Source organism: Streptomyces sp. NPDC091972 (genome assembly GCF_044756385.1).
Classification (GTDB): domain Bacteria; phylum Actinomycetota; class Actinomycetes; order Streptomycetales; family Streptomycetaceae; genus Streptomyces.
Genome location: NZ_JBIVSV010000002.1, coordinates 768,925 through 792,627, shown reverse-complemented (window position 1 = coordinate 792,627; position 23,703 = coordinate 768,925). Strand labels below are relative to the sequence as shown.

At 70.9% G+C, this 23,703-nt stretch carries 19 protein-coding genes; 12 read left to right on the top strand and 7 right to left on the bottom strand.

Features of this window, described 5'->3' with window-relative positions:
- Nucleotides 1-30 precede the first annotated feature (30 nt).
- From ACIQJT_RS08835 to ACIQJT_RS08810, 6 genes are all read right to left on the bottom strand, one after another.
- Nucleotides 31-1,035 (bottom strand): LacI family DNA-binding transcriptional regulator, encoded by a 1,005-nt coding sequence (locus ACIQJT_RS08835; protein WP_402641211.1) that lies wholly within the window; start codon nucleotides 1,033-1,035, stop codon nucleotides 31-33.
- Nucleotides 1,035-3,284: an alpha-xylosidase gene (gene yicI / locus ACIQJT_RS08830; protein WP_402641208.1), complete on the bottom strand. Its 2,250-nt coding sequence runs from the start codon at nucleotides 3,282-3,284 to the stop codon at nucleotides 1,035-1,037. Before yicI ends, ACIQJT_RS08835 begins: the two co-directional genes overlap by 1 nt.
- An 11-nt stretch (nucleotides 3,285-3,295) precedes the next feature.
- Nucleotides 3,296-4,120 carry a carbohydrate ABC transporter permease gene (locus tag ACIQJT_RS08825; protein WP_402641205.1) on the bottom strand — a complete coding sequence of 275 codons (825 nt, stop codon included), beginning with the start codon at nucleotides 4,118-4,120 and terminating at the stop codon, nucleotides 3,296-3,298.
- Nucleotides 4,117-5,061 (bottom strand): carbohydrate ABC transporter permease, encoded by a 945-nt coding sequence (locus ACIQJT_RS08820; RefSeq protein WP_402641202.1) that lies wholly within the window; start codon nucleotides 5,059-5,061, stop codon nucleotides 4,117-4,119. The genes ACIQJT_RS08825 and ACIQJT_RS08820 overlap by 4 nt, the downstream gene beginning before the upstream one ends.
- On the bottom strand, nucleotides 5,058-6,350 hold the full coding sequence (locus tag ACIQJT_RS08815) for an ABC transporter substrate-binding protein (RefSeq protein WP_402641199.1): 1,293 nt from the start codon (nucleotides 6,348-6,350) through the stop codon (nucleotides 5,058-5,060). The genes ACIQJT_RS08820 and ACIQJT_RS08815 overlap by 4 nt, the downstream gene beginning before the upstream one ends.
- Before the next feature lie 847 nt (nucleotides 6,351-7,197).
- The gene (locus ACIQJT_RS08810; RefSeq protein ID WP_402641196.1) at nucleotides 7,198-8,469 is read right to left on the bottom strand and encodes an MFS transporter; all 1,272 of its coding nucleotides are present in this window, start codon (nucleotides 8,467-8,469) and stop codon (nucleotides 7,198-7,200) included.
- An 83-nt stretch (nucleotides 8,470-8,552) separates the two neighbouring features.
- On the opposite strand from ACIQJT_RS08810, the gene ACIQJT_RS08805 reads away from it, so the two are divergent.
- The 8 genes from ACIQJT_RS08805 (at nucleotide 8,553) to ACIQJT_RS08770 (ending at nucleotide 18,014) form a co-directional block, all read left to right on the top strand.
- Nucleotides 8,553-9,554, top strand: coding sequence for a LysR family transcriptional regulator (locus tag ACIQJT_RS08805; protein ID WP_402641193.1), 1,002 nt, complete (start codon nucleotides 8,553-8,555; stop codon nucleotides 9,552-9,554).
- Nucleotides 9,555-9,845: 291 nt separating this feature from the next.
- Nucleotides 9,846-10,928 (top strand): hypothetical protein, encoded by a 1,083-nt coding sequence (locus ACIQJT_RS08800; protein WP_402641190.1) that lies wholly within the window; start codon nucleotides 9,846-9,848, stop codon nucleotides 10,926-10,928.
- The gene (locus ACIQJT_RS08795; protein WP_365449668.1) at nucleotides 10,928-13,129 is read left to right on the top strand and encodes a glycosyltransferase; all 2,202 of its coding nucleotides are present in this window, start codon (nucleotides 10,928-10,930) and stop codon (nucleotides 13,127-13,129) included. The genes ACIQJT_RS08800 and ACIQJT_RS08795 overlap by 1 nt, the downstream gene beginning before the upstream one ends.
- Nucleotides 13,126-14,343, top strand: a complete 1,218-nt coding sequence (locus tag ACIQJT_RS08790) for an acyltransferase (protein WP_402641186.1) — start codon at nucleotides 13,126-13,128, stop codon at nucleotides 14,341-14,343. The genes ACIQJT_RS08795 and ACIQJT_RS08790 overlap by 4 nt, the downstream gene beginning before the upstream one ends.
- Before the next feature lie 43 nt (nucleotides 14,344-14,386).
- Nucleotides 14,387-14,827, top strand: a complete 441-nt coding sequence (locus ACIQJT_RS08785) for a hypothetical protein (protein ID WP_402641183.1) — start codon at nucleotides 14,387-14,389, stop codon at nucleotides 14,825-14,827.
- A complete protein-coding gene (locus ACIQJT_RS08780) occupies nucleotides 14,817-15,140 on the top strand; it encodes a hypothetical protein (RefSeq protein ID WP_402641180.1) in 324 nt (107 codons plus the stop codon). The genes ACIQJT_RS08785 and ACIQJT_RS08780 overlap by 11 nt, the downstream gene beginning before the upstream one ends.
- A 175-nt stretch (nucleotides 15,141-15,315) precedes the next feature.
- The gene (locus ACIQJT_RS08775) at nucleotides 15,316-16,698 is read left to right on the top strand and encodes a nitrate/nitrite transporter (protein ID WP_365449676.1); all 1,383 of its coding nucleotides are present in this window, start codon (nucleotides 15,316-15,318) and stop codon (nucleotides 16,696-16,698) included.
- Nucleotides 16,699-16,859: 161 nt separating this feature from the next.
- A complete protein-coding gene (locus ACIQJT_RS08770) occupies nucleotides 16,860-18,014 on the top strand; it encodes a uroporphyrinogen-III synthase (RefSeq protein WP_365449678.1) in 1,155 nt (384 codons plus the stop codon).
- A gap of 91 nt (nucleotides 18,015-18,105) precedes the next feature.
- On the opposite strand, the gene ACIQJT_RS08765 is transcribed toward ACIQJT_RS08770, so the two are convergent.
- Nucleotides 18,106-18,588, bottom strand: coding sequence for a DUF1772 domain-containing protein (locus ACIQJT_RS08765; RefSeq protein WP_402641176.1), 483 nt, complete (start codon nucleotides 18,586-18,588; stop codon nucleotides 18,106-18,108).
- 209 nt (nucleotides 18,589-18,797) lie between these two features.
- Between ACIQJT_RS08765 and ACIQJT_RS08760 the strand changes: the two genes are divergently transcribed.
- From ACIQJT_RS08760 to ACIQJT_RS08745, 4 genes are all read left to right on the top strand, one after another.
- Nucleotides 18,798-19,394 (top strand): CGNR zinc finger domain-containing protein, encoded by a 597-nt coding sequence (locus ACIQJT_RS08760; protein WP_402641173.1) that lies wholly within the window; start codon nucleotides 18,798-18,800, stop codon nucleotides 19,392-19,394.
- Nucleotides 19,395-19,713: 319 nt separating this feature from the next.
- On the top strand, nucleotides 19,714-20,235 hold the full coding sequence (locus ACIQJT_RS08755; RefSeq protein WP_010039908.1) for a sigma-70 family RNA polymerase sigma factor: 522 nt from the start codon (nucleotides 19,714-19,716) through the stop codon (nucleotides 20,233-20,235).
- A gap of 59 nt (nucleotides 20,236-20,294) precedes the next feature.
- Complete coding sequence (locus tag ACIQJT_RS08750; RefSeq protein ID WP_159044193.1) at nucleotides 20,295-21,062, top strand: anti-sigma factor; 768 nt, start codon at nucleotides 20,295-20,297, stop codon at nucleotides 21,060-21,062.
- A gap of 63 nt (nucleotides 21,063-21,125) precedes the next feature.
- Nucleotides 21,126-23,573: a HelD family protein gene (locus ACIQJT_RS08745; RefSeq protein ID WP_402641169.1), complete on the top strand. Its 2,448-nt coding sequence runs from the start codon at nucleotides 21,126-21,128 to the stop codon at nucleotides 23,571-23,573.
- Nucleotides 23,574-23,703: the final 130 nt, after the last annotated feature.

Genomic DNA, 23,703 nt, shown 5'->3' with positions numbered 1-23,703 from the left:
GGGCCCTCTCCGTACGCCTGCGTCGGCGTCTCACGGAACCGTCCGCCGCCCCGTGCTCGCCCGTTCCGTCATCCGTGGTGGCAGCAGGGTCGACTCCGGTGCGGCTGTTCCCGCCAGTTGCTTCATCAGGAGTTCCACGGCGCGTTCGCCCAGTTCCTCCGACGGCAGGGTGACCGACGTGATCGGGACGCGGGTCGACTCGGCCACCTCGTCGGGGCAGATCGCGGTGACCGACAGGTCCGTGGGGACCCGTAGGCCCAGGCGGGCGAAGGCGTCGAGGAGAGGTTCCAGCAGGGCCTCGTTGTGGACTACCACCCCCGTCAGCGCCGGTTGGTCGCGCAGGAGGCGCTCGGCGGTCTCGCGGGCCGCGTCCGGTTCGCAGGGCAGGACCGTCGAGGACATGCCGGCGCGGTCCGCGGCGGCCGTGAAGCCCTGGACCACCCGTTGGGCGAAGGCCGTGCGGCGGACGTAGACCTCCGGCGGGGAGCCGACCAGGGCGACCGAGCGGTGGCCCAGCCGGGCCAGGTGCTCCACGCACGCCTCGCCCGCAGCCTTGAAGTCGAGGTCGACGCAGGTGAGGCCCGTACAGGAGGCGGGGAGGCCGATCAGGACCGACGGCAGGTCCAGCGTGCGCAGCAACGGCAGCCGGGGATCGTCCAGTTGGACGTCCATCATGACCAGGCCGTCGACCAGTGCCGTGTCCGCGACCCGGTGCAGCCCCTCCTCGCCCTCTTCCTGCGTCAGCAGCAGCACGTCGTGGTCGTACCGCCGGGCCGTGGTCACCACCGACACCGCGAATCGCATCACGGTCGGGACGTGGATGCCGGTGCGTAAGGGCACCACCAGCGCCAGCACGTTGGCGCGCCGGCCGGCCAGGGCGCGGGCACCGGCGTGCGGGCGGTAGCCCAGTTCGCGGATGGCGTCCTCGACCCGCTGCCGGGTCTCCTCGGAGATCGGGCGCTTGCCGCTGAGGGCGTAGGAGACCGTGCTGGGGGAGACCCCGGCCCGTCGCGCCACATCCGTGATCTTCACCATCAGCCCAGCTCCAGGGAGAGGAACCCGGTACCGGCCCGCGCCCGCGCCGCCCGGTCCCCGGCCGCCAGGCCCCAGGGCGCCGACGGGTCGTCGCAGGACGCCCGCAGTGTGTCCCCTTCGCGTACGACGGTGTAGGCGACCTCTCCGACCCGTACCGTGACCTGCTCGCCCCGGGCCAGGCCGTACGCCCGCAGGGTCACCCCGTCGGCGTGGTCGTAGTCGGGGCGGTCGTCCACCGCGCCGACCGGGATCACCGCGCCGGGCCGTACCAGCAGTGGCACGCTGCTGAAGTCGTGCCGCTCGCGCACCCAGCGCGGGCCGGTCACCGTCTCCCCGGTCACGAAGTGGGTCCAGGTGCCCTCGGGGACGTAGTACGAGACCTCCCCGGAGTCGGTGAACACGGGCGCCACCAGGAGATCGGGGCCGAGCATGTACTGGCGCTCCAGGTGCGCGCAGCCGGGGTCGTCCGGGAACTCCAGGACCATCGCCCGCATCACCGGCACGCCCTCGGTGTGGGCGGTGCGCGCCGCCTCGTAGAGATACGGCATGAGGCTCAGCTTGAGGCGGGTGAAGTGGCGCAGGACGTCCACGGACTCCTCGTCGAAGAGCCACGGGACGCGGTACGACGAGCTGCCGTGCAGCCGGCTGTGGGAGGACAGCAGGCCGAAGGCCAGCCAGCGTTTGAAGAGCGCCGGGCTCGGGGTGCCCTCGAAGCCGCCGATGTCGTGGCTCCAGAAGCCGAAGCCCGACAGGCCGAGGGACAGGCCGCCGCGCAGGGACTCGGCCATCGACTCGTACGTCGCCTCGCAGTCGCCGCCCCAGTGCACCGGGAACTGCTGGCTGCCCGCGGTCGCGGAGCGGGCGAAGACGACCGCCTCCTCCTCGCCGCGGTGCTTGCGGAGCACGTCGAAGACGGTCCGGTTGTAGAGGTAGGTGTAGTAGTTGTGCATCCGCTCCGGGTCGGAGCCGTCGGACCACTCCACGTCCAGCGGGACCCGTTCGCCGAAGTCGGTCTTGAAGCAGTCCACGCCCTGCGCGAGGAGCGCCTCCAGCTTGGACGCGTACCAGTCGCGGGCCGCCGGGCTGGTGAAGTCGACCAGGGCCATGCCGGGCTGCCACAGGTCCCACTGCCAGACGCTGCCGTCGGGGCGCCTCAGCAGATGACCGAGGGCCTTGCCCTCCGCGAACAGGGGGGACCGCTGGGCGATGTACGGGTTGATCCACACCGAGACCCGCAGGCCCCGCGCGTGCAGCCGGGCGAGCATGCCCTCCGGGTCGGGGAAGACCCGCGGGTCCCACTGGAAGTCGCACCAGTTGAACTCGCGCATCCAGAAGCAGTCGAAGTGGAAGACGGACAGGGGCAGTTCGCGGTCCTTCATGCCGTCGATGAACGACGTCACCGTCTCCTCGTCGTACGACGTCGTGAAGGACGTCGACAGCCACAGGCCGAAGGACCAGGCGGGCGGGAGGGCCGGGCGGCCGGTGAGGGCCGTGTACTTGCGGATGATCTCCTTGGGGGACGGCCCGTGGATGACGTAGTACGTCAGCTCCTGTGTCTCCGCGCTGAACTGCACCCGGGAGACCGCTTCCGAGCCGACTTCGAAGGAGACCTTGCCCGGGTGGTCCACGAAGACGCCGTAGCCGGCGTCCGTGAGGTAGAACGGCACGTTCTTGTAGGCCTGTTCGGTGGCCGTGCCGCCGTCGGCGTTCCAGATGTCGACGACCTGGCCGTTCTTCACCAGCGGCCCGAAGCGCTCACCGAGGCCGTACACCGAGGTGCCGACGGCCAGGTTGAGCTGCTCGCGCAGGTAGTGGGCCCCGGCCGCGTCCCGCATGATGCCCATGTTCTTGGTGCCGCTGCTGGTCAGGACCCGGCCGTCGGCGAGGAAGTCGACCTGCCACGGGCCGGTGCGGGCGAAGCGGACCGACAGGGAACCGGAGGTCAGGGTCGCGAAGTCCTCGTCGGATCCGCTGTGCGGGGTGAACTCCTCTCGGGCGAGCGCGAATTCGGGACGGTTCGGTTGCTCACCCTCGAAGTGCGTGAAGGTGATGCCGATGACGTCGGGCATCGGGGCGTGGGCGCTGATCGTCACGACCGGTCCCTTCAACAGGTCGCCGCGGTGGCGGATGGGCTGGGACGGCGCGTGGATCTCGAGCCCGCCGTCCGACGCGACGACCTCGTGGACCACGGCCGGGTGGTCGGCGGTGACGCCCTCGCGCAGCAGCCAGTAGCCGTCGGTGAACTTCATCTGAGGGGTCCTTACTTCACGGCACCCACGGCGATACCGCGGGTGAGGGTTCGCTGGAAGACGAGGAAGAAGACGATCGCGGGGAGCACACCGAGCAGGGCGGCCGCGTTGGTCATCGTGGCGTCCATCAGGCGCTGGCCCTGGAGGACGCCGAGGGCCACCGACACCGTCTGGTTGTCGTTGGAGATCAGCATGACCAGGGGGAGCAGGAACTCGTTCCAGGTCCAGATGAAGAAGAAGACCAGCAGGACGCCGAGGGTGGGGCGGCTGACCGGGACGACGATCCGCCACAGGACCTGCCACTTGCCCGCGCCGTCGATCCGGGCCGCCTCCAGGATCTCGCGGGGGAACTGGCCGAGCACCGCGGAGAGCAGGTACGTGCCGAAGGCCGCCTGGATGACCGTGAACACGATGATCACGCTCAACCTGGTGTCGTAGAGGCCGACTTCCTTGCTCAGGTAATAGACGGGGTAGACCAGGGCCTCCTGCGGCAGCATGTTCGCCAGCACGAAGAAGGCGAGGACCCAGGTGCGGCCCTTGATGCGGCCGATGCCGATCGCGTAGGCGTTGAGGACCGACAGGACCACGGCGAGCACCGCCACCGAACCGCTGATCAGGACCGAGTTGACGAGCTTCCGGCCGAAGTCGACGCGCTCCCAGAAGTCCCTGACGCCGTCGGTGTAGAGACCGTCGGGGAGACTGAGGGGGCCGTTCTGGGCGTACTCCGCCGGGGACTTGAAGGCGTTGACCGTGACGATGAGGAACGGCACGACCATGAACAGGGCCGCGACGCACAGGGCGATCAGCACCGGGTAGCGGCGCAGGGCGGTGGTCATGCGTCCGTCCTCTCCTGGAGCTTCAGACCGATCAGGGACAGCGCGAGGATGATCACCGTGAGCACGGTGGAGATCGCGGCGCCGTAGCCGACCTGCGTCTTCTCGAAGAACGTGGTGAAGGAGAAGTAGGACGGCACGTTCGTGGCCCCGCCCGGTCCGCCCTTGGTCAGCACGTACACCGCGCCGAACACCTTGAGCGCGGCGATCGAGCACCAGGTCAGCACGACGTAGATCTCCGGGCGGATCTGCGGCAGCGTGATGTGCCAGAAGCGGCGCCACCAGCCGGCCCCGTCCAGCTCGGCGGCCTCGGCCAGTTGGGGGTCGGCGCGTTGCAGGCCGGCCATGAAGACGACCAGCGGGAAGCCCAGTTGGACCCAGACCATGACGCCCATGACGCTGTACAGGGCGAGGTCGGGATCGCCGAGCCAGTCCTGCTGCCAGCTGCCGAGGCCGACCGCCTTGAGGAGGGCGTTGAGGGAGCCGTTGTCGGGGGCGAGGATCCAGCTCCAGACGATGCCGGCGACCGCGATCGGCAGGACCTGGGGGAGGTAGAAGCAGGCGCGCAGGACGGCCGCGATCCGGGTGCCGAAGTGCTTGCCGACGTAGTCGAACAGGGCGGCGGCGAGGACCAGTCCGAGGACGGTCGGAACCGCCGCCATCGCCACGACCATGAACAGGCTGTGCCGGAAGGACGCCCAGAACTCGGAGTCGTCCACCAGCTCGCGGTAGTTGGCGAGCCCCGACCACTCGGGGGAGCCCACGCCCTGCCAGTCCGTGAAGCTCACATACGTGTTCATCACGAACGGCAGGACGACGACCGCGAGGAAGGCGAGGGCGCCCGGGAGCAGGAACAGGGCGTAGGAGTCGCGGGGGCGGCGCGGGGGGCGGGGGGCGCTGCCCTTGCCGACCGCCCGCGCGGTGCGTTCGACGGTCGCCGTCATTGCTTCGGCGCGCCCTTGTCGTAGGCCTCCTGGAGGTCGCTGAGGTAGCCCTCGGGCTTCTCGCTGCCCGTGATCAGCTTCTGGGTCGCGGAGACGAGGACGTCGTAGAAGCCGGGGACGGGCCAGTCCGGGTAGAAGGCCAGGCCGTCGGTCTCGGAGAGGGTGTTGAAGTCGTCGATCAGGGTCTTGGACTGCGGGTCGGTGATGGCGGAGGCGTCGGCCGCGACCGGGACGCCGCCGGAGTTGCCGAGCAGGTTCTGGATCTTCTTCGACATGGTGATGTCGATGAAGTCGTAGGCGAGTTCCTTGTTCTTCGACCCCTTCGGTACGACCCAGAGGTTGCCGCCGGAGCCGAGGGTGAGCTTCGAGTCGGGCCAGCGGAAGGTGCCCCAGTCGAACTTGTTGTCCGTCTTGAAGCGGCCGTACCACCAGCTGCCGGAGAACAGGATCGGCGCCTTGCCGGAGGTGAAGGCGACGCCGGCGGCCTCCTCGTTCTGGCCGCTGGAGCTCTTGCTGAAGTAGCCCTTCTCGACCCAGTCGGCGAAGGTCTCGGCGCCGTAGGTCCAGGCCGCGTCGTGGAAGTCGGTCTTCCCCTTGTAGAGCTGGTACGAGTCGACCCAGGCGCGGTCGGCCTTCGAGAGCGCGAGCTGGTAGAGGTACTGCTGGGCGGGGTAGGCGGCGCCGCCGTTGGCGAGCGGGGTGACCTTGTTCTCGACGAACTTGTCCATGGCGGCGGTCAGTTCGGCGAGCGACTTCGGCACGGCGACGCCGTACTTCTTGAAGAGGTCCTTGTTGTAGTAGACCAGCGTGTACTCGGCGTAGTTGGGGACGCCGTACCACTTGCCGGAGCCCATCACGCCGTTGGTGTCGTAGAGGCTGGTGGTGCGGACACTGGGGCTGAGCGCCTTGTCCCAGCCGCGCTCGGTCGCTTGTTCCGTGAGGTCGGTCAGCAGTCCCTGCTTGGAGAGCAGGCCGGCGGTCGCGTTGCCCTTGTTGTACTCCATGAGGTCGGGCGCGTCCGAGGAGTTGAGGACCATCGGGGCGGTCTTCTGGATCTGGTCGAAGCTCTTCTCCTCGAACTCCACCTTCACGCCGGGATGCGTGGCCTCGAACTCCTTGATGGCCTCCTTCCAGGCGATGCCCATCGCGCTGCTCGGGCCCTCGTAATGCCACAGCCGCAGGGTCTTGCCGTCCGAGGACCCGCTGTCGGAGTCCCCGCAGGCCGTCATCAGCAGTGACCCGGCCAGGACCACCGCGGTCACCACCACACGCCTTCGTGCCGTCAACATCCCGTACCTCCGGGGAGTCGGATGGTCGCTTCGGGCGGGCGCCGCGCAGGGGTCGTTGATTCGACTCGGTTCGACGGCCCCTGTCGAAGCGCTTCGACGAAGGAACGTATGCGGGGGCCTCAAGGTCGTCAATGGGTTGCACAGGATCTGGTGAAGCGATTCGACGATCGGGGGGTGCGAGGGAGGGGTGCGGCGGGGGCGTCGTGCCGGTGCTGGTGGCTGGGGCGGGTCTTCCGGGGGGCGGTCGGAGGTTCCGGTCGGGGGCGTCCGTACCGGCGTGGTCGGAGGGGCCCGACTGCTGTGGCGCTCTTGGCTGGGAGGCCGTGACCGCCACGGGGCCGCGGGAAACTGTGCGATCAGCCCTCATCGGGCGGGCGGTGTGGTGCGGGTGAGGGCCGGGAGCGGGGTCGTGCGGTGGTTGTGGGGGAGGGGCCGGATCCGCCGCCGGGGGGTGTGGGCGGTCGCCCACCGTTCGCCGCGGATGCGCCGCAGGCCTCAGCGGCGCGGGGAACGGCGCGACCAGCCCCCACCGGGCCGGCGGTGTGGTGAGGGCCGGGGTCGGGGTCGTGTGGTGGTTGTGGGTGGCGGGCCGGATCTGCCGTCGGGCGGCCTATCGCTTGCCGCGGATGCGCCGCAGGCGTCAGGGGCGCGGGGAACTGCGCGACCAGCCCCCACCGAGCCGCACCCGCCAGCTCACCGCCGAGCCCACCCCAGCGCTGTCCTCAGAGCCACCGTCCCGGCCGCCACCGTCGAGCCCACCTCAGCGCTGTCATCAAAGCCACCGCACCCGCCAGCTCACCGTCGAGCCCACCCCAGCGCTGTCCTCAGAGCCACCGCCCCGGCAGCCTCACCGTCGAGCCCACCCCAGCGCCGTCAGCAGAGCCACCGCCCCCGCCGTGACCGGGATGCCGTAGCCCGCCAGCGGCGACACGTGTTCCGCCGTCCAGCCGCCCGCCGCGCTTCCGCAGGCGATTCCCGCGAGGAGGCCGGTCACGGCGAGGGTCATGCCCTCGTTGAGGTGGCCGGGCGGGGTGCGCCGCTGGATCAGGGTCATGCCGGTGACCATCGTCGGGGCGGTCGCCATCCCGGCGATCAGGAGAGCGACCGCGAGGACCGGCAGGGAGCCGGTGAGGGAGGCGGCCAGCAGGGGGAGGGTCAGCAGGGCCGTCATGGCGGCTATGCACCACACGTAACGGTCCGCCGCAGAGCCGGTGCCGGTCCGGCTCCCCGCCCCGTAGACCAGCCCCGCCGCGCACGACCCGGCCGCCTGGAGCGCGAGCACGACGCCGGCCGCCGAGCGGTGCCCCTGCGTGTCGGCGAAGGCGATGGTGACGACCTCGATGGAGCCGAAGACGGCACCCATGGCGAGGCAGACGGCGAGGAGGGGAGGGACGCCCGGCGCACGCAGGGGCGCCTTCGCCGGTCCGCGCCCCCGCACCGGCGGCTCCGTCGCACGCTGGGCCGTGAACACCAGCACGCCCGACACCAGCAGCACCACCCCGGTCAGCGTCCCCGCCTCCGGGAAGAACGCCGTGCACAGGAAGGCCGCGAGCACCGGCCCCAGCATGAAGCACGCCTCGTCCACGGCCTGCTCGAAGGAGTTCGCGACATGCAGCGACCTCTCGTCGCCGTCGAGGAGATGGGCCCAGCGCGCACGCGACATGCCGCCGAGATTGGGGGTCGTTGCGGTGGCGGCGTACGACACGAAGAGCGTCCACGCCGGGGCGCCGAGGTGGACGCACAGCAGCAGCGCCAGCGAACCCAGTGCCGCCAGGACCGTGGCCGGCACGGCGATCTTGGCCTGTCCGTGTCGGTCGACGAGCCGCGCGGTCCACGGGGCGACGACCGCCGTGGCCCCGAGCCCGGCCGCGGTGACGGCGCCGGCGAGGGCGTACGACCCGCGCGTCCCCGCGATCATCACGACCGCGCTGACGCCGAACATGCCCATCGGGAGCCGGGCGAGAAGGTTCCCGATGGTGAAGGCGCGGGCTCCGGGGGTGGCGAGAAGGCGGCGGTAGGGGCCGGGGGCGCGGCGGCGACGCGAAGCCCGTGGGCCGAAGTCGGCGATGACGAGCGCGTCCGCGGTCATGGTGAACATCGGTCGGTTCGATGGCGGCATGTGCCCACCGTCGCGCGGCAACGATCAAGGGGTCCAACACCTTCTCCGCAGCGATTCACGCACCTGTGTTGTAAGTTCGCCCGATGTCCGTGCCCAGCCCCCGCCCCAACCCCGGCCCACGCTCCCGCCACCTCGACCCCCGCCTCCTGCGCGCCTTCCTCACCGTCGCCGACGAGCTCCACTTCACGCGCGCGGCGGCCCGGCTGTACGTCGCCCAGCAGGCGCTCAGCCGTGATGTGCGGCGGCTGGAGCGGGAGTTGGGTGCCGAGCTGTTCGTGCGCACCACCCGGCAGGTGACGCTGACCGCCGACGGCGAGCGGCTGGTGCCGTACGCCCGCCGCGCCCTGGACGCCCAGGACGAGCTGCTCGCCGCGTTCGCGCAGGCCCGCCCCCTGCTCGTGGACCTGAACTTCCCCGACCAGGCCACCGCCCGCGCCGTCCTGCTGCGGGCCCGGGAACTGGCGCCCGACCAGGAGCTGATGGCCCGCTACGAGAGCGGGCTGACGGGCGCGGCGGGGGAACTGCTCGCCGGTCGCCTCGACGCCTCCTTCGGCCGGTTCGCCGGTCTGGACCCGGCGCTGCGGGCGGGCCTGGACCACCAGCCCGTGCGCTACGAGCCCATGGCCCTCGTCCTGCCCGAGGACCACCGGCTGGCCCCCCTGGAGCGGGTGCCGCTCGCCGCGCTGGAGGGCGAGACCGTGTACGCGGGAGCCGGAAATCCGCGTACTCCGGAATGGACCGATCTCGCTCGTCGGCTGTTCGAAGGACGGGGTATCCGGATCGCCCCGCCGATGCCGCTCGCGGTCGGCGACGAGGAGTTCCAGCGGCTCATGGCGAAGATCCGTAACCCGGTTCTGGTGGTCCTGGATTTTCCGGCCATGCCCGCCACCGTGCTGCGTCCGCTGGTCGAGCCGGTGCCGCTGTCGCCCGTGTCGTTGGTGTGGCGCAGGGGTCTGGTGCACCCCGCCTTCGACGCTCTCCGCCGTGCCGCGATCGAACTGTCCGTCGAACACGGTTGGCTCCGTCGGCCGTCCGATGGATGGATTCCAGCCATCGATGAGGCCGATATGAACATCCACAAATGACACGTGGCAAACACGGATCCTCCGTGTGCGCTACATTCGTGGCCTGAGCACGGTGTGGTAAGGGGGGCGCTCGGACCGGGTGGGGGCCTGGTTCAGCCGACGTGTGCTCAAGGTCGAAAGCGCGCCCAGATCAGCCCGTGGGGGATGTGCGTGCGCGTGAAAAACTGGCGAGAAGACGCCCAACCGGAATGGCCCGAGGTCGCATCAGGGACCCAGGACATCCCGACGACGGGGGGCGCCACCCAGACGTTCCCGGAAACCGGAGGGTTCGCCTCGACCGGATTGAACGGCTTGACCGGATCGGCCGGGTCGGCAGGAACGGCCGGGTCGACCGGGTCGGCAGGATCGACCGGGGCCGCCGACTCGACCCGCTCGAAGGGATCGACCGGTCCGGCCGGAGTGCCGGCCGCCGGCCTCTTCGGCTCGGTCGGGACCGAGGGCCCCGAACCGACGGCCGACCGCTCCGGGACACCGGCGGGACCGGACGGAGACCGGGACTTCCCCGGGGCCCCGACAGCGGACCACACCGGGGACGAACCGGAACCCGCGGGCCGCAGAGTCGTCGTACGCGACCCCTGGGACGAGTCCGGCGTCGGTGCCGGCGGCACCCACGACCCGCACGAGGTGACCGTCCAGCTCGACGCGATCAGCCTGAACGGCCAGGACCGTATCGAGGGCCGCTCCGGCGGCGACGGCGGATCCGAGGGCTCCGAGGGCCCGGTCTTCGTCGACGAGTCCGGCCGGCGCAGTCGGCGCTTCCGCCGGATCGGCATGGCCGTCGGCCTGGCCTGCGCGGTCTACGCCGTCGTCATCGTCGTCACCCTGCTGTCCGGCAACTCCAACGCGCCCTGGATCCCGATGAACGGCCCCAAGGACGACGCCCCGGCCGGCAAGGTCGACACCAGCCCGACGCCGGCCGAGTCCACCGCGCCCTCCGCCGGCGCGGGAGTGCTCCCGGGGACCACCCCGACGGTCAGCGGCGGGGTGACACCGGCTCCCGGACTCAGCGGCACCGCCCCCGGGGCCACCGTGAGCCCGGGCGGACCGGGGGCGTCCGCCGACGCGCCGGCCACGGCCACCCGGCCGGGCGGCAACCCGTCGGCGAGCGCCGACCCGTCGACGCAGCCGACGCAGTCGGTCACCCCGCCGCCCAGCCCCTCGGTGACCCCACCCGTCACCACCAGCCCCGACCCCTCGGTCGCCCCGACCCAGACCACGGGCGGTGACAGCGCCGGACCCGGCACGGTCGCCGACGGGCCGGCCGCCCCCTCGCCCATCGCGTCGGAGACGTCCCCGACCTCGGCACCCGGCACCTCCGCCCCGGTGCCCTCCGGCGCCCCGCTCTCCTCCCCGTCCCCGGAGTACATCCTCTGATGGCATCCCGCACCCGCCGCCCGGGGGCCGCACCAGGAGCCCCCGACGGCTCCAGGCGCCGTCGCCTGCCCATGCGCCTGCTGCTGCCCGTGCTCGTCCTCGTCGCCCTCATGGCGATGCTGATGCTGCGCGGCTACGTCCACAGCGAGATCCTCGCCGACCACCGCATCCAGCCCGAGGCCTCCTCCGACAAGGTGCCGGAGAAGATCATCGACGGCGGGCCGGTGATCGACACCCGCAGCGGCCGCACCACCAGCCTGAGGATGCCCGACCACCGGCTCGTCCTCACCTTCGACGACGGCCCCGACCCGACCTGGACCCCCAGGGTCCTGGACGTCCTGAAGAAGCACCACGCGCACGCCGTCTTCTTCGTCACCGGCACCATGGCCTCCCGCTACCCGGACCTCGTCAAGCGCATGGTCGACGAGGGCCACGAGGTCGGGCTGCACACCTTCAACCACCCCGACCTGTCCTTCCAGTCGAAGAAGCGCATCGACTGGGAGCTCTCCCAGAACCAGCTCGCGCTGGCCGGCGCGGCCGGCATCCGCACCTCGCTGTTCCGGCCGCCGTACTCCTCCTTCGCCGACGCCATGGACAACAAGTCCTGGCCGGTCACCGAGTACATCGGCACCCGCGGCTACATCACCGTCGTCAACAACACCGACAGCGAGGACTGGCGCAAGCCCGGAGTCCGGAAGATCATCAGCAACGCCACGCCGAAGAACGGCAAGGGCGCGATCGTGCTGATGCACGACTCCGGCGGCGACCGCCACCAGACGGTCCAGGCGCTCGACCGGTTCCTGCCCGACATGAAGGACAAGGGCTACGAGTTCGACAACCTCACCGAGGCCCTCGACGCGCCCACCGCGCACACCGCGGTCGCCGGACCCGAGCTGTGGAAGGGCAAGGCGTGGATCTTCCTGGTCCAGGCCTCCGAGCACATCACCGACGTCCTCGTCGTCGGGCTGTCGATCATCGGCTCCCTGGTCATCGGCCGCTTCGTCCTCATGCTGCTGCTCTCCGGCATCCACGCCCGCCGGGTGCGCCGCAAGGACTTCCGCTGGGGCGAGCCGGTCACCGAGCCGGTGTCGGTGCTGGTCCCGGCGTACAACGAGGCCAAGTGCATCGAGAACACCGTGCGTTCCCTGATGGCGAGCGAGCACCCCATCGAGGTGCTCGTCATCGACGACGGCTCCAGCGACGGCACCGCCCGGATCGTCGAGGCGATGGGCCTGCCGAACGTCCGGGTCGTGCGCCAGCTCAACGCGGGCAAGCCGGCCGCCCTCAACCGCGGTCTGGCGAACGCCCGCCACGACATCATCGTGATGATGGACGGCGACACCGTCTTCGAACCGTCCACGGTCCGCGAGCTGGTCCAGCCCTTCGGCGACCCGCGCGTGGGAGCCGTCGCCGGCAACGCCAAGGTCGGCAACCGCGACTCGCTGATCGGCGCCTGGCAGCACATCGAGTACGTGATGGGCTTCAACCTCGACCGCCGGATGTACGACGTCCTGCGCTGCATGCCGACGATCCCGGGCGCGGTCGGAGCCTTCCGCCGCTCCGCCCTGGAACGCGTCGGCGGCATGAGCGACGACACGCTCGCCGAGGACACCGACATCACCATGGCCATGCACCGGGACGGCTGGCGCGTGGTCTACGCCGAGAAGGCGCGGGCCTGGACGGAGGCACCGGAGTCCGTCCAGCAGCTCTGGTCGCAGCGCTACCGGTGGTCGTACGGCACCATGCAGGCGATCTGGAAGCACCGGCGCGCGCTGGTGGAGCGGGGCCCGTCGGGCCGCTTCGGCCGCGTGGGACTCCCGCTGGTCTCGTTGTTCATGGTGGTGGCCCCCTTGCTGGCCCCCCTGATCGACGTGTTCCTGCTCTACGGCGTCGTGTTCGGCCCGACCGGGAAGACGATCCTGGCCTGGCTGGGCGTCCTCGCCATCCAGGTGGTCTGCGCCGCCTACGCGTTCCGCCTCGACCGGGAACGCATGACCCACCTGATCTCGCTGCCGTTGCAGCAGATCCTCTACCGCCAGCTCATGTACGTCGTGCTGCTCCAGTCCTGGATCACGGCCCTCACCGGGGGCCGCCTGCGCTGGCAGAAGCTGCGCCGCACGGGAGTCGTCGAGGCACCGGGCGGACCGGTGCCGAGGCCACGGGCGAGCAGTGAGAGCGACGAGCGGAGGCCGGTCGGATGACCCAGGAGTACACGGCGGGGCTCGCCGCTCCGGCGCCCGAGGCGGAGGCGAGGAAGCCCGGCCGGGACCGGTACCTGGACCTCCTGCGCTCCCTCGCCCTGGTCCGGGTGGTCCTGTACCACCTGTTCGGCTGGGCCTGGCTGACCGTGCTGTTCCCGTCGATGGGCGTGATGTTCGCGCTGGCGGGCTCGTTGATGGCGCGGTCGCTGAACCGCCCCGCCCTGAGCGTGATCAGAGGGCGGATACGCCGACTCCTGCCCCCGCTCTGGGCGTTCAGCGCGGTGGTGCTGCCGCTGATGTTCCTGGGCGGCTGGAAGCTCTCGGAGGACCCGGACCACAGCGGCACCTGGGGCCTGCTGGAGCTGGTCAACTACGTCATCCCGATCGGGGCACCGCCGTACCCCTGGGAGGTCGGCTTCCCGAACGACCTGCTGGAGAGCACGTGGGCGGACCAGGCGGTGGGCCCGCTGTGGTACCTCCGCGCGTACCTGTGGTTCGTGCTGGCGTCCCCGCTGCTGCTGTGGGCGTTCCGCAGGGTGCCGTGGGCGACGCTGCTGGCCCCGCTGGCGCTGACGGCCGTCGTGGGCACGGGACTGGTGACCATCCCCGGTGAACTGGGCAACGCGGTCACCGACTTCGCGGTCTACGGCAGCTGCTGGGTCCTCGGTTTCGCGCACCACGAGGGAGTGCTGGCGAAGGTCCCGCGCTATCTCGCGGTCTCCGGATCGGTGCTGGTGATGGCGTTCGGCCTGTGGTGGGCGTCGGGCCACCTCGGCCCCGAGGGCTGGGACCTGAACGACATCCCGCTCGCCCAGGCGGCCTGGTCCTTCGGTTTCGTGGTCATCCTGCTCCAGTACTCCCCGTCCTGGCAGGAACTCCCGGGCCGCCTGGCCCGCTGGGACAAACTGGTCACCCTCTCCAACAACCGTGCCGTCACGATCTACCTCTGGCACAACCTGCTCATCATGGCCACGGTCCCGATCATCGACCTGGCCTACCGACTCCCCTTCATGCAGAGCGACCGCGCGGTCGCAGCCCTCGACTCGACGGACACGCTGTGGATGTTCTTCCTGGTGTGGCCGCTGATCGGCCTTGCGATCCTGGCCTTCGGGTGGATCGAGGACCTGGCGGCGAAGAGGAGGCCGCGGTTTTGGCCGAACGGGGTGAAGCGGGGACGGGTGAAAGGGACGGCGCGCGCGGGGCACGGGGCATGACGGCCCACGGGCGCGACCTCGGATGAACGTGACCCTCCTGGCCGTGCCGACGACCGAAACCGGCGCCGGGTTCGACCAGGTCGTCGCCCGGTTCCGTGCACCGGAGGCGGGCGACGCCTCTCCTTGGGGCTCCTGCGACCTGGGGGAGGAAGCGGGGGTGGTCGAGGAGTTGCTGCTGCGCGCGGACGCGGGTGAGCTCGCCGGTCTCGCCGCCTACGGCGGGACCGTCCTCGGGGACGACCGTGCCGGTACGGTGTGCACGCTGCTGTCGGCCGACGAGGTGGTGCGGGTCCACGAGTTCCTCGCCGCGGTCGGCACCGCAGGCGTGACGGACCGGATGGCCGACGTGCTGGATGCGACCGTGCGTGGGGGCGTCCCCTACGGTTACGCGGATGATCTCACCGAGCTGGTGGACGAGTTGACCGCCCTCTTCGCGTCGGCCGCGCGGAACGGGCTCTGTGTGGTGCACCTCCATGAGGGATGAGGAGCGAGAGGCCGCGGCGGTCGCGAGTGTGCGCGGTCTCCGTGACCGGGGGACGCCCGAGGACGTCGTCGCCGTGCATGCGGCCTGCCGGTACTACTCGGTGATCGAGCTGGAGCAGCTGGGCGAGTTCGACCTGTACGACCTGCGTGACCGGCTCGAAGGTGTCGTCTGGGTCGGTGACGAGGAGTTCGCCGCCCTCGGGCTCGGTCCCGACGAGATCGCCGAGCTGCGGCTATGGGCCCTGGACTGGGAGTCCGACCTCGGGTTGCGGATCCTTGAGGACCACGAGAACTCCCAGGACGACGAGTACTGACGCGGAGCTCTTCGTAACACAGAGCACCCATGACCTCTCATCCCGCCCGCCCCCGGGGTGAGAGCAAAGTTCCTTTCCGGTCACCCGGCGAAACACAGGCAGGAAACGCGCCCTCCCTACTTTCGGGATCAGCCAGTCGTAGCAGGACCTGAGCCCGTCGCACCGTGGAGGCGTCATGACAGCCCCTAGTACAGCCCCCGCACCCCCGAGCAGGGGCGGTCGCTGGATCCAGCAGTGGGATCCGGAGGACGAGACGTTCTGGAAGGAGACCGGAGAGAAGGTCGCCAAGCGGAACCTGCTCTTCTCCGTGCTCTCCGAGCACATCGGGTTCTCGGTCTGGACCCTGTGGTCCGTGCTGGTGCTCTTCATGGGCCCGGAGTACGGGCTGACCCCCGCCGACAAGTTCCTGCTCACCTCGATGGTCACGCTCGTCGGCGCCGTCGTCCGCGTCCCCTACACCTTCGCCGTCGCGATCTTCGGCGGGCGGAACTGGACGATCATCTCGGCCAGCCTGCTCCTCGTCCCCACCATCGCCGCGTTCACCGTGATGGAGCCGGGTACCTCGTTCGGCACCTTCCTCCTGGTCGGTCTGCTGGCCGGCATCGGAGGCGGCAACTTCGCCTCGTCCATGACGAACATCAACGCCTTCTTCCCGCTCCGCAAGAAGGGGTGGGCGCTCGGGCTCAACGCCGGCGGCGGCAACATCGGCGTCCCGGTCATCCAGCTGGCCGCCCTCGCGATCATCGGCGCCAGCGGCGGACCCCGGGTGCTGCTCGGCATCTACATCCCGCTGATCCTCGTCGCCGCCGTCCTCGCCGCGCTCTTCATGGACAACATCGAGAACGTGAAGAACGACACAGGGGCCGCGAAGGACGCCGCACGGGACGGCCACACCTGGATCATGTCCTTCCTCTACATCGGCACGTTCGGTTCGTTCATCGGCTACAGCTTCGCCTTCGGGCAGGTGCTGCAGAACCAGTTCGGCCGGACCCCGCTGGAGGCGGCCTACGTCACCTTCATCGGCCCGCTGCTCGGCTCGCTGATCCGCCCGGTGGGCGGCGCGCTGGCCGACAAGTACGGCGGCGCCAAGATCACGCTGTGGAACTACGTCGCGATGGCCGCCGCCACCGCCGTCCTCATCGCCGCCAGCATGGAGAAGTCGCTCGGACTGTTCACCGTGGCGTTCGTAGTCCTGTTCGTCCTCAGCGGCCTCGGCAACGGCTCGACCTTCAAGATGATCCCCGGCATCTTCCACGCCAAGGCCCTGGGCAAGGGCCTCGAAGGCGAGGAGGCCGCCGCCTACGGACGCCGTCTGTCCGGTGCCTCCATGGGCCTGATCGGCGCGGTCGGCGCGCTCGGCGGTGTCGGCATCAACCTCGCCTTCCGCCAGTCCTTCCTCTCCTACGGCTCCGGGACCGGCGCGTTCGTCGCCTTCCTCGCCTTCTACGCGGCCTGCTTCGGGGTCACCTGGGCCGTATACCTTCGCCGTACGGCCGACAAGGGGTCGACCACGGCCGCCGCCGAGACGAAGCCGCAGCTCAGCTATGCCGAGGTGTGACGTAACACTGGCGACATGAACCGGAACCGAGCCTGTCACGAGCCGTTGACAGGCTCGGTCGGCATGTAGGGACGACCCACGTACGACCACGTACGACCACGTACGACCACGTACGACCCACGTACGACTGTGTACGACGACTCGAGTGCGGGACGAGAGCCATGTACGAGCAACAGCAGGACGCAGAGCGACACGGCCCCCTCGCGGGGTTCACCGTGGGAGTCACGGCCGCGCGCCGGGCGGACGAACTCGGTGCGCTGCTCCAGCGCCGCGGGGCCGCGGTCCTGCACGCGCCGGCCCTGCGGATCGTGCCCCTCTCCGACGACAGCGAACTGCTGGCGACGACGAAGGACCTGATCGACCAGGCACCGGACGTGGTGGTGGCCACCACGGCCATCGGCTTCCGGGGGTGGGTCGAGGCCGCCGACGGATGGGGGCTCGGGGAGCCGCTCCTCGCCCGGCTGCGCGAGGTGGAGCTGCTGGCGCGCGGGCCGAAGGTCAAGGGTGCGGTGCGGGCCGCGGGGCTGACCGAGGACTGGTCGCCGTCGTCCGAGTCCATGGCCGAGGTGCTGGACCGGCTCCTGGAGGAGGGCGTCGAGGGCCGCCGGGTCGCCATTCAGCTGCACGGCGAGCCGCTGCCCGGCTTCGTGGAGGCGCTGCGGGCCGGGGGAGCGGAGGTCGTGGGGGTACCGGTGTACCGGTGGATGCCGCCGGAGGACATCGGGCCGGTGGACCGGCTGCTGGACGCGGCGGTCTCGCGAGGGCTTGACGCGCTGACGTTCACCAGCGCGCCGGCCGCGGCCTCGCTGCTGTCCCGGGCGGAGGACCGGAGCCTGCTGCCGGAGCTGCTCGCCGCGCTCGACCACGACGTGCTGCCGGCGTGTGTCGGGCCGGTGACGGCGTTGCCGTTGCAGGCGCGGGGGGTGGAGACGGTCTCGCCCGAGCGCTTCCGGCTCGGACCGCTCGTGCAGCTGCTCTGCCAGGAACTGCCCGCCCGGGCCCGGTCGTTGCCCATCGCGGGGCACCGGGTGGAGATCAGGGGGCACGCGGTGCTGGTCGACGGGGAGCTGCGGCCGGTGCCGCCCGCGGGGATGTCCCTGCTGCGGGCGCTGTCCCGGCGGCCCGGGTGGGTGGTGTCCCGGGCGGAGCTCCTGCGGGCGCTGCCGGGGGCGGGCCGTGACGAACACGCGGTGGAGACGGCGATGGCCCGCCTCCGCACGGCCCTCGGAGCCCCGAAGCTGATCCAGACGGTGGTGAAGCGGGGCTACCGCCTCGCCCTGGACCCGGCGGCGGACGCGAAATACGCCGACTCCTAGTCATCGGCCGTGACGTACGCCGACTCCTAGTCATCGGCCGTGACGTACGCCGACTCCTGGTCAGTCGGACGCGAAGTACGCCGACTCCCGGTCAGCCGGCCGCGGGGGCACGGCTGCCGGTGGCCTTCACCAGCAGCCCCGTCGCCACCGTCAGCAACACCGCCCGCACCACGTTCCACGCCACCCACGGGTCCTCGAACTCCTCGCGCAGGGCGGTGGGGTCGCCGTCGGCCGCGAGCGCGTCGTTGAGGGGGATGTTGCAGGCGACCGTGACCAGGAAGGCCAGGGCGGAGGCCGCCAGGGCCGCCCACACCCACCTCCGGTGACTCGCGCCCCGCGCCTGCCACGCCGCCACCGCCGTGAGCAGCGGGGCGCCCAGGAAGCCCAGGAAGAACACCGGGTTCTGGATGACCTCGTTGATGTCCCGCATCACCGTGACGTAGACGCGGTCGTCGCTGCGGGCCAGGGCCGGCATCACGGCGCACGCGAAGACGTAGAAGGCCCCGGCGATCAGGCCGGTGGCGACCGCGGCCGCGCCCAGGACGAGGCCGTCGCTCCTGCTGTTCTGTGTCATGCAACCAGTCAAGGACCCCGTCCGCCGGGCCGACATGGCCGAGACGCGCCTCCGCATACGTGCGCGTCCAGGCACCGCTCCGGGTACGGGGGGTTCCGGCGGCGGGGGCGGGAAGGCACTGTGGGAGGGAGCCCCGGAACAGCCCCGCACAGCCTTGAAGCACCCCACCGACCCCATCCGACCGGGGCACCCTAGGCGGTGACAGGCACATGGCACTGGGTACGGCCACGGTCGCGTACGAGCTGCGGTTCGACGCCGGACGGATCTGTCTCGACCTCCTCGCGACCACCCACCCCGGGGAACGCCTCGACTCGACCGGGGTGCTCGCCGCCTGGATCGTCGGTTCGGGGCTGGTGCCGCGGGGGACGGACCTGACGCACGCGGACCCCTCCTGGCTCGTCGCCTTCCGCGAACTGCGCGAACGGATCGGGGAGTTGGTGCGGGGCACCTCCCGGGACATCCCGGGACCCGGTTACGACCTCGCGCTCGCCCAGGTCAACGAGGCCGCCCGTACCGCGCCGCCCGCCCCGCGCGCGGTACCGGGCGAGGACGGCTCGCTGGTGCGCGAGCTGGACGGTCCGCCCGACTGCGCGGCACTGCTCGGGGCCATCGCCAGGGACGCCGTGGAACTGCTCACGGACCCTGTCGCGCGGGCGGCGATCAGAGAGTGCGAAGGGGACAACTGCCCCATCGTCTACCTCGACACGTCACGGGGACGCAGGAGGCGCTGGTGCTCCAGTGAGGTCTGCGGGAACCGCGAAAGGGTGGCCCGGCACCGTCGGCGCGCGGCTCTCTCGCGGACCTGACTGGCCGTTATGTCCCTTCTGTGGAGCGGCTGTCGAAGTGATTTCGATTACATGTCGTTTACCCGCTCAACCTCACGGGCCGTAGTCGTGATCTTGCCCGTGTGGCGGAAATGTAAAGATCGCGCGGCGGGAATGTGCGCGCATGTCCTGTCTCGTCACGTCACTCGGAAGAAAACTGTCGCCACCCTTTGAACATCCAACTCATCGCGTGCGTACCCGTAGTCGAGCGACCGACTGGGGGAACCCCCGGACATCGGAGGTGGGCGTGCGCAAGGATTCCGTCGTGGCCAATGAACGTGGATCGAGGGCCCGACATCGCATGTCCCAGCCCTCGGAACCTGATGAGGAGCTGATGCGTGCCCTGTACCGGGAGCACGCCGGACCTCTCCTTGCGTACGTCCTTCGTCTGGTCGCGGGTGACCGCCAGAGAGCCGAGGACGTGGTGCAGGAAACACTCATCCGTGCCTGGAAGAACGCCGGACAGCTCAATCGAGCGACCGGATCGGTACGCCCCTGGCTGGTGACGGTCGCCCGGCGCATCGTCATCGACGGCCACCGCAGCCGGCAGGCCCGGCCGCAGGAGGTCGATCCGTCGCCGCTGGAGGTCATCCCCGCGGAGGACGAGATCGACAAGGCGCTGTGGTTGATGACGCTGTCGGACGCGCTCGACGACCTGACCCCCGCCCACCGGGAGGTGCTCGTCGAGACGTACTTCAAGGGGCGTACCGTCAACGAGGCGGCCGAGACCCTGGGCATCCCCAGCGGAACCGTCCGCTCGCGGGTCTTCTACGCCCTGCGGTCGATGAAGCTCGCACTGGAGGAGCGGGGGGTGACAGCGTGATGGGTGTTTACGGGGGTAACCAGGGATTCGGCACAGGTGGTTCGGGTATGTCTGGCTCCATGATGGGATCTCCGGTGCCGAACGAGCACGAGACCGTCGGCGCCTACGCCCTCGGAATCCTCGACGACGCCGAGGCGACCGCCTTCGAGGCCCATCTCGCGACCTGCGAGTGGTGCGCGCAACAGCTCGACGAGCTCGCCGGCATGGAGCCGATGCTCGCCGCCCTCGCGGACCTGCCGGGCTCCGGCACCCCCGCGATCGGGGAGTCGCTGTCCGCCAAGCCCAGTCCGCGGATCGTGAACAAGCTCGTGGACGAGGTCGCCGAGCGCCGGGCGCAGAAGCGGCGCCGCAGCTTCTACATGGTCGCGGCCGCGGCCGCGCTGATCATCGGCGGCCCGTTCGTCGCGATGGCGGCGAGCGGCGGCGACTCGGACGGCGGGGCCAAGCAGGGCCAGGTCCTGGCGGCCACCCCGAAGGAACTCTTCGAGTCCATGCGCGACAAGGTGTCCGCCACCGACTCCACGACCGGCGTCAGCGCGACCGTCGCCATGCAGGAGAAGAACTGGGGCACCTCGCTGGGCCTGGAGCTCAAGGGGGTCAAGGGACCGCTCAAGTGCTCGCTGATCGCGGTCGGCACCAACGGTGAGCGCTGGACGGCGTCCACCTGGTCCGTCGGCAAGTGGGGCTACGGCATCCCGGACGGCAAGACCGAGGAGTCCAAGAAGCCGCTCTACATCGGCGGCGCGGTCGCTCCGGCCCAGAACGAGATCGATCACTTCGAGGTCGTGGACTCGGACGGCAACAAGCTCGTCCAGGTCGACGCGTAACTTCCCGCCGGGGCCCCCTTCGCGTACGGTTGACGGCTGCCCAGCACGTCAGAAGGGGGCCCGGTGGCCGCTCAGGCTCAAACAACCGCGGTCGGCTCGGTTCAGGACTCGGTTCGGGACCGTGAGATCAGCGTCGAACAGGAACATCTGGACCGGGTCTACCGGCGCCTCGAGGAGAAGATCCACGAGGCGGAGTTCCTGATGAACGACGCGGCCAAGCGTGGCCAGGTCGGCACGCCCGGCGCGCTCGCCGAGCGGGACGCCCAGGTCTTCCGGGCCGGCGTCCACCTCAACCGGCTCAACAACGAGTTCGAGGACTTCCTCTTCGGCCGGATCGACCTGCTCGCCGGCAAGGACGGCAAGAAGGGGCCCGACGGCGCCTACACCGCCGTCGAACCCGCCGAGGGCGCGGTCCGCGAGGACAACACCGCGGACATCGCGGAGACCCTGCACATCGGCCGGATCGGGGTCCTCGACTCCGAGTACGCACCGCTCGTCATCGACTGGCGCGCCCCGGCCGCCGCGCCCTTCTACAGGTCCACTCCGGTGGATCCCGGGCGTGTCGTACGACGCCGGGTCATCCGCTCCAAGGGCCGCAGGGTCCTCGGCGTCGAGGACGACCTCATGCGCCCCGAGCTCACGGCCTTCCTCGACGGCCAGGAGCTGCCCGTCATCGGCGACGGCGCCCTCATGGCCGCGCTCGGCCAGGCCCGCAGCCACACCATGCGGGACATCGTCGCCTCCATCCAGGCCGAGCAGGACCTGGTCATCCGCGCTCCCGCCGCGTCCGTGACGTACGTCGAGGGCGGGCCCGGCACCGGCAAGACCGCCGTGGCCCTGCACCGCGCGGCCTATCTGCTCTACCAGGACCGCCGCCGCTACTCGGGCGGCATCCTCATCGTCTCGCCCACCCCTCTGCTGGTCGCCTACACCGAGGGCGTCCTGCCGTCCCTCGGCGAGGAGGGCCAGGTCGCCATCCGCGCGATCGGCTCCCTGGTCGACGGCGTCGAGGCCACCCTGTACGACTCCCCGGCGGTGGCCCGCGCCAAGGGCTCGTACCGGATGCTCAAGGTGCTGCGGAAGGCGGCGCGGGGGGTGCTGGAGCTGGGCGCCGACGGTTCGGGCAGGGCCGCGCCGGGCCCCTCCGACTCCGGGCAGCTCTCCTTCGGGGACGCCGGTGACCTCGACGGCGGTGCCGGGGGGGGAAGCGGTGCCGGTACCGCCGTAGCACCGAAGGCCGGGCCCCCCACCCGCCTGCGCGTGGTCGCCTTCGGGCGGAGGCTGGAGCTGGAGGCGGACGAGCTGGAACGTATCCGCCGCAACGCCCTCGGCGGCACCGCGCCCGTCAACCTGCTGCGGCCCCGGGCCCGCAAGCTGCTGCTGGACGCGCTGTGGGCGCGCTCCGGGGCGGGCAGCCGGCACACCGATCCGGAGCTGGCCGCCGAGCTGCGGTCCTCGTTCGACGAGGACATCACCTCCGAGGACAGCTTCGTCGAGTTCCTCGACGCCTGGTGGCCCGAGCTCACCCCGAAGGCCGTCCTCGCCGCCATGGCCGACGAGCGGCGCCTCGGCCGCTGGGCCCGCCGCATCCTCAACCCCGGTGAGATCCGCCGGGTCGCCCGCTCGCTCCGGCGGGACGGCCTCACCGTGCACGACATCGCCATGCTCGACGAGCTCCAGGCGGTCCTCGGCGCTCCGGCGCGCCCCAGGCGCCGACGTGAACTGGACCCGCTCGACCAGCTCACCGGGCTGGAGGAGCTGATGCCGGTGCGCGAGGAGTCGCAGCGCGAGCGGGCCGAGCGGCTCGCCCAGGAGCGGGTCGAGTACGCCCACGTCATCGTCGACGAGGCTCAGGACCTCACGCCGATGCAGTGGCGCATGGTCGGCCGCCGCGGCCGGCACGCCACCTGGACGGTCGTCGGCGACCCCGCCCAGTCCTCCTGGTCCGACCCCGACGAGGCCGCCGAGGCCCGCGACGAGGCCCTCGGCACCCGGCCCCGCCGCCGCTTCCAGCTCACCGTCAACTACCGCAACCCCTCCGAGATCGCCGACCTCGCGGCGAAGGTGCTGGCCCTCGCCATGCCGGGCGCCGAGTCCCCGCGGGCCGTCCGGTCCACCGGCGTCGAGCCCCGGTTCGTGACCACGAACAGCGGACGCGGCAGCGGCGTGCGCAGGTCGCTGGGCGAGACCGTCCGCGAGGAGGCGGCCCGGCTCCTCGGCCTCGTCGACGGCACCGTCGGTGTCGTGGTCGCCATGAACCGCCGCGAGGAGGCGGCCCGCTGGCTCACCGGCCTCGGGGACAGGGTCGTGGCGCTCGGCAGCCTGGAGGCCAAGGGCCTGGAGTACGACGCCACCGTGGTCGTCTCCCCGGCCGAGATCGCCGACGAGTCGCCCGCCGGACTGCGGGTGCTCTACGTCGCCCTGACTCGGGCAACCCAGCAGCTCACGGTCGTCTCGGCGGAGCGCGACCAGCCAAACGCGGAAGGCGTGCCGGATCTGCTGAAAGATTGAACTCTCCGCACGGGAATGGTCTTTCGGGATCCGTTTGTTAGCCTGGATGTGACACCGGCCCGATCCAAGCCCCCGGGCCCAACCTTCGTCGCTACGAGCGACCACTTGCCGCGAGGCGAGCATGGCGGGT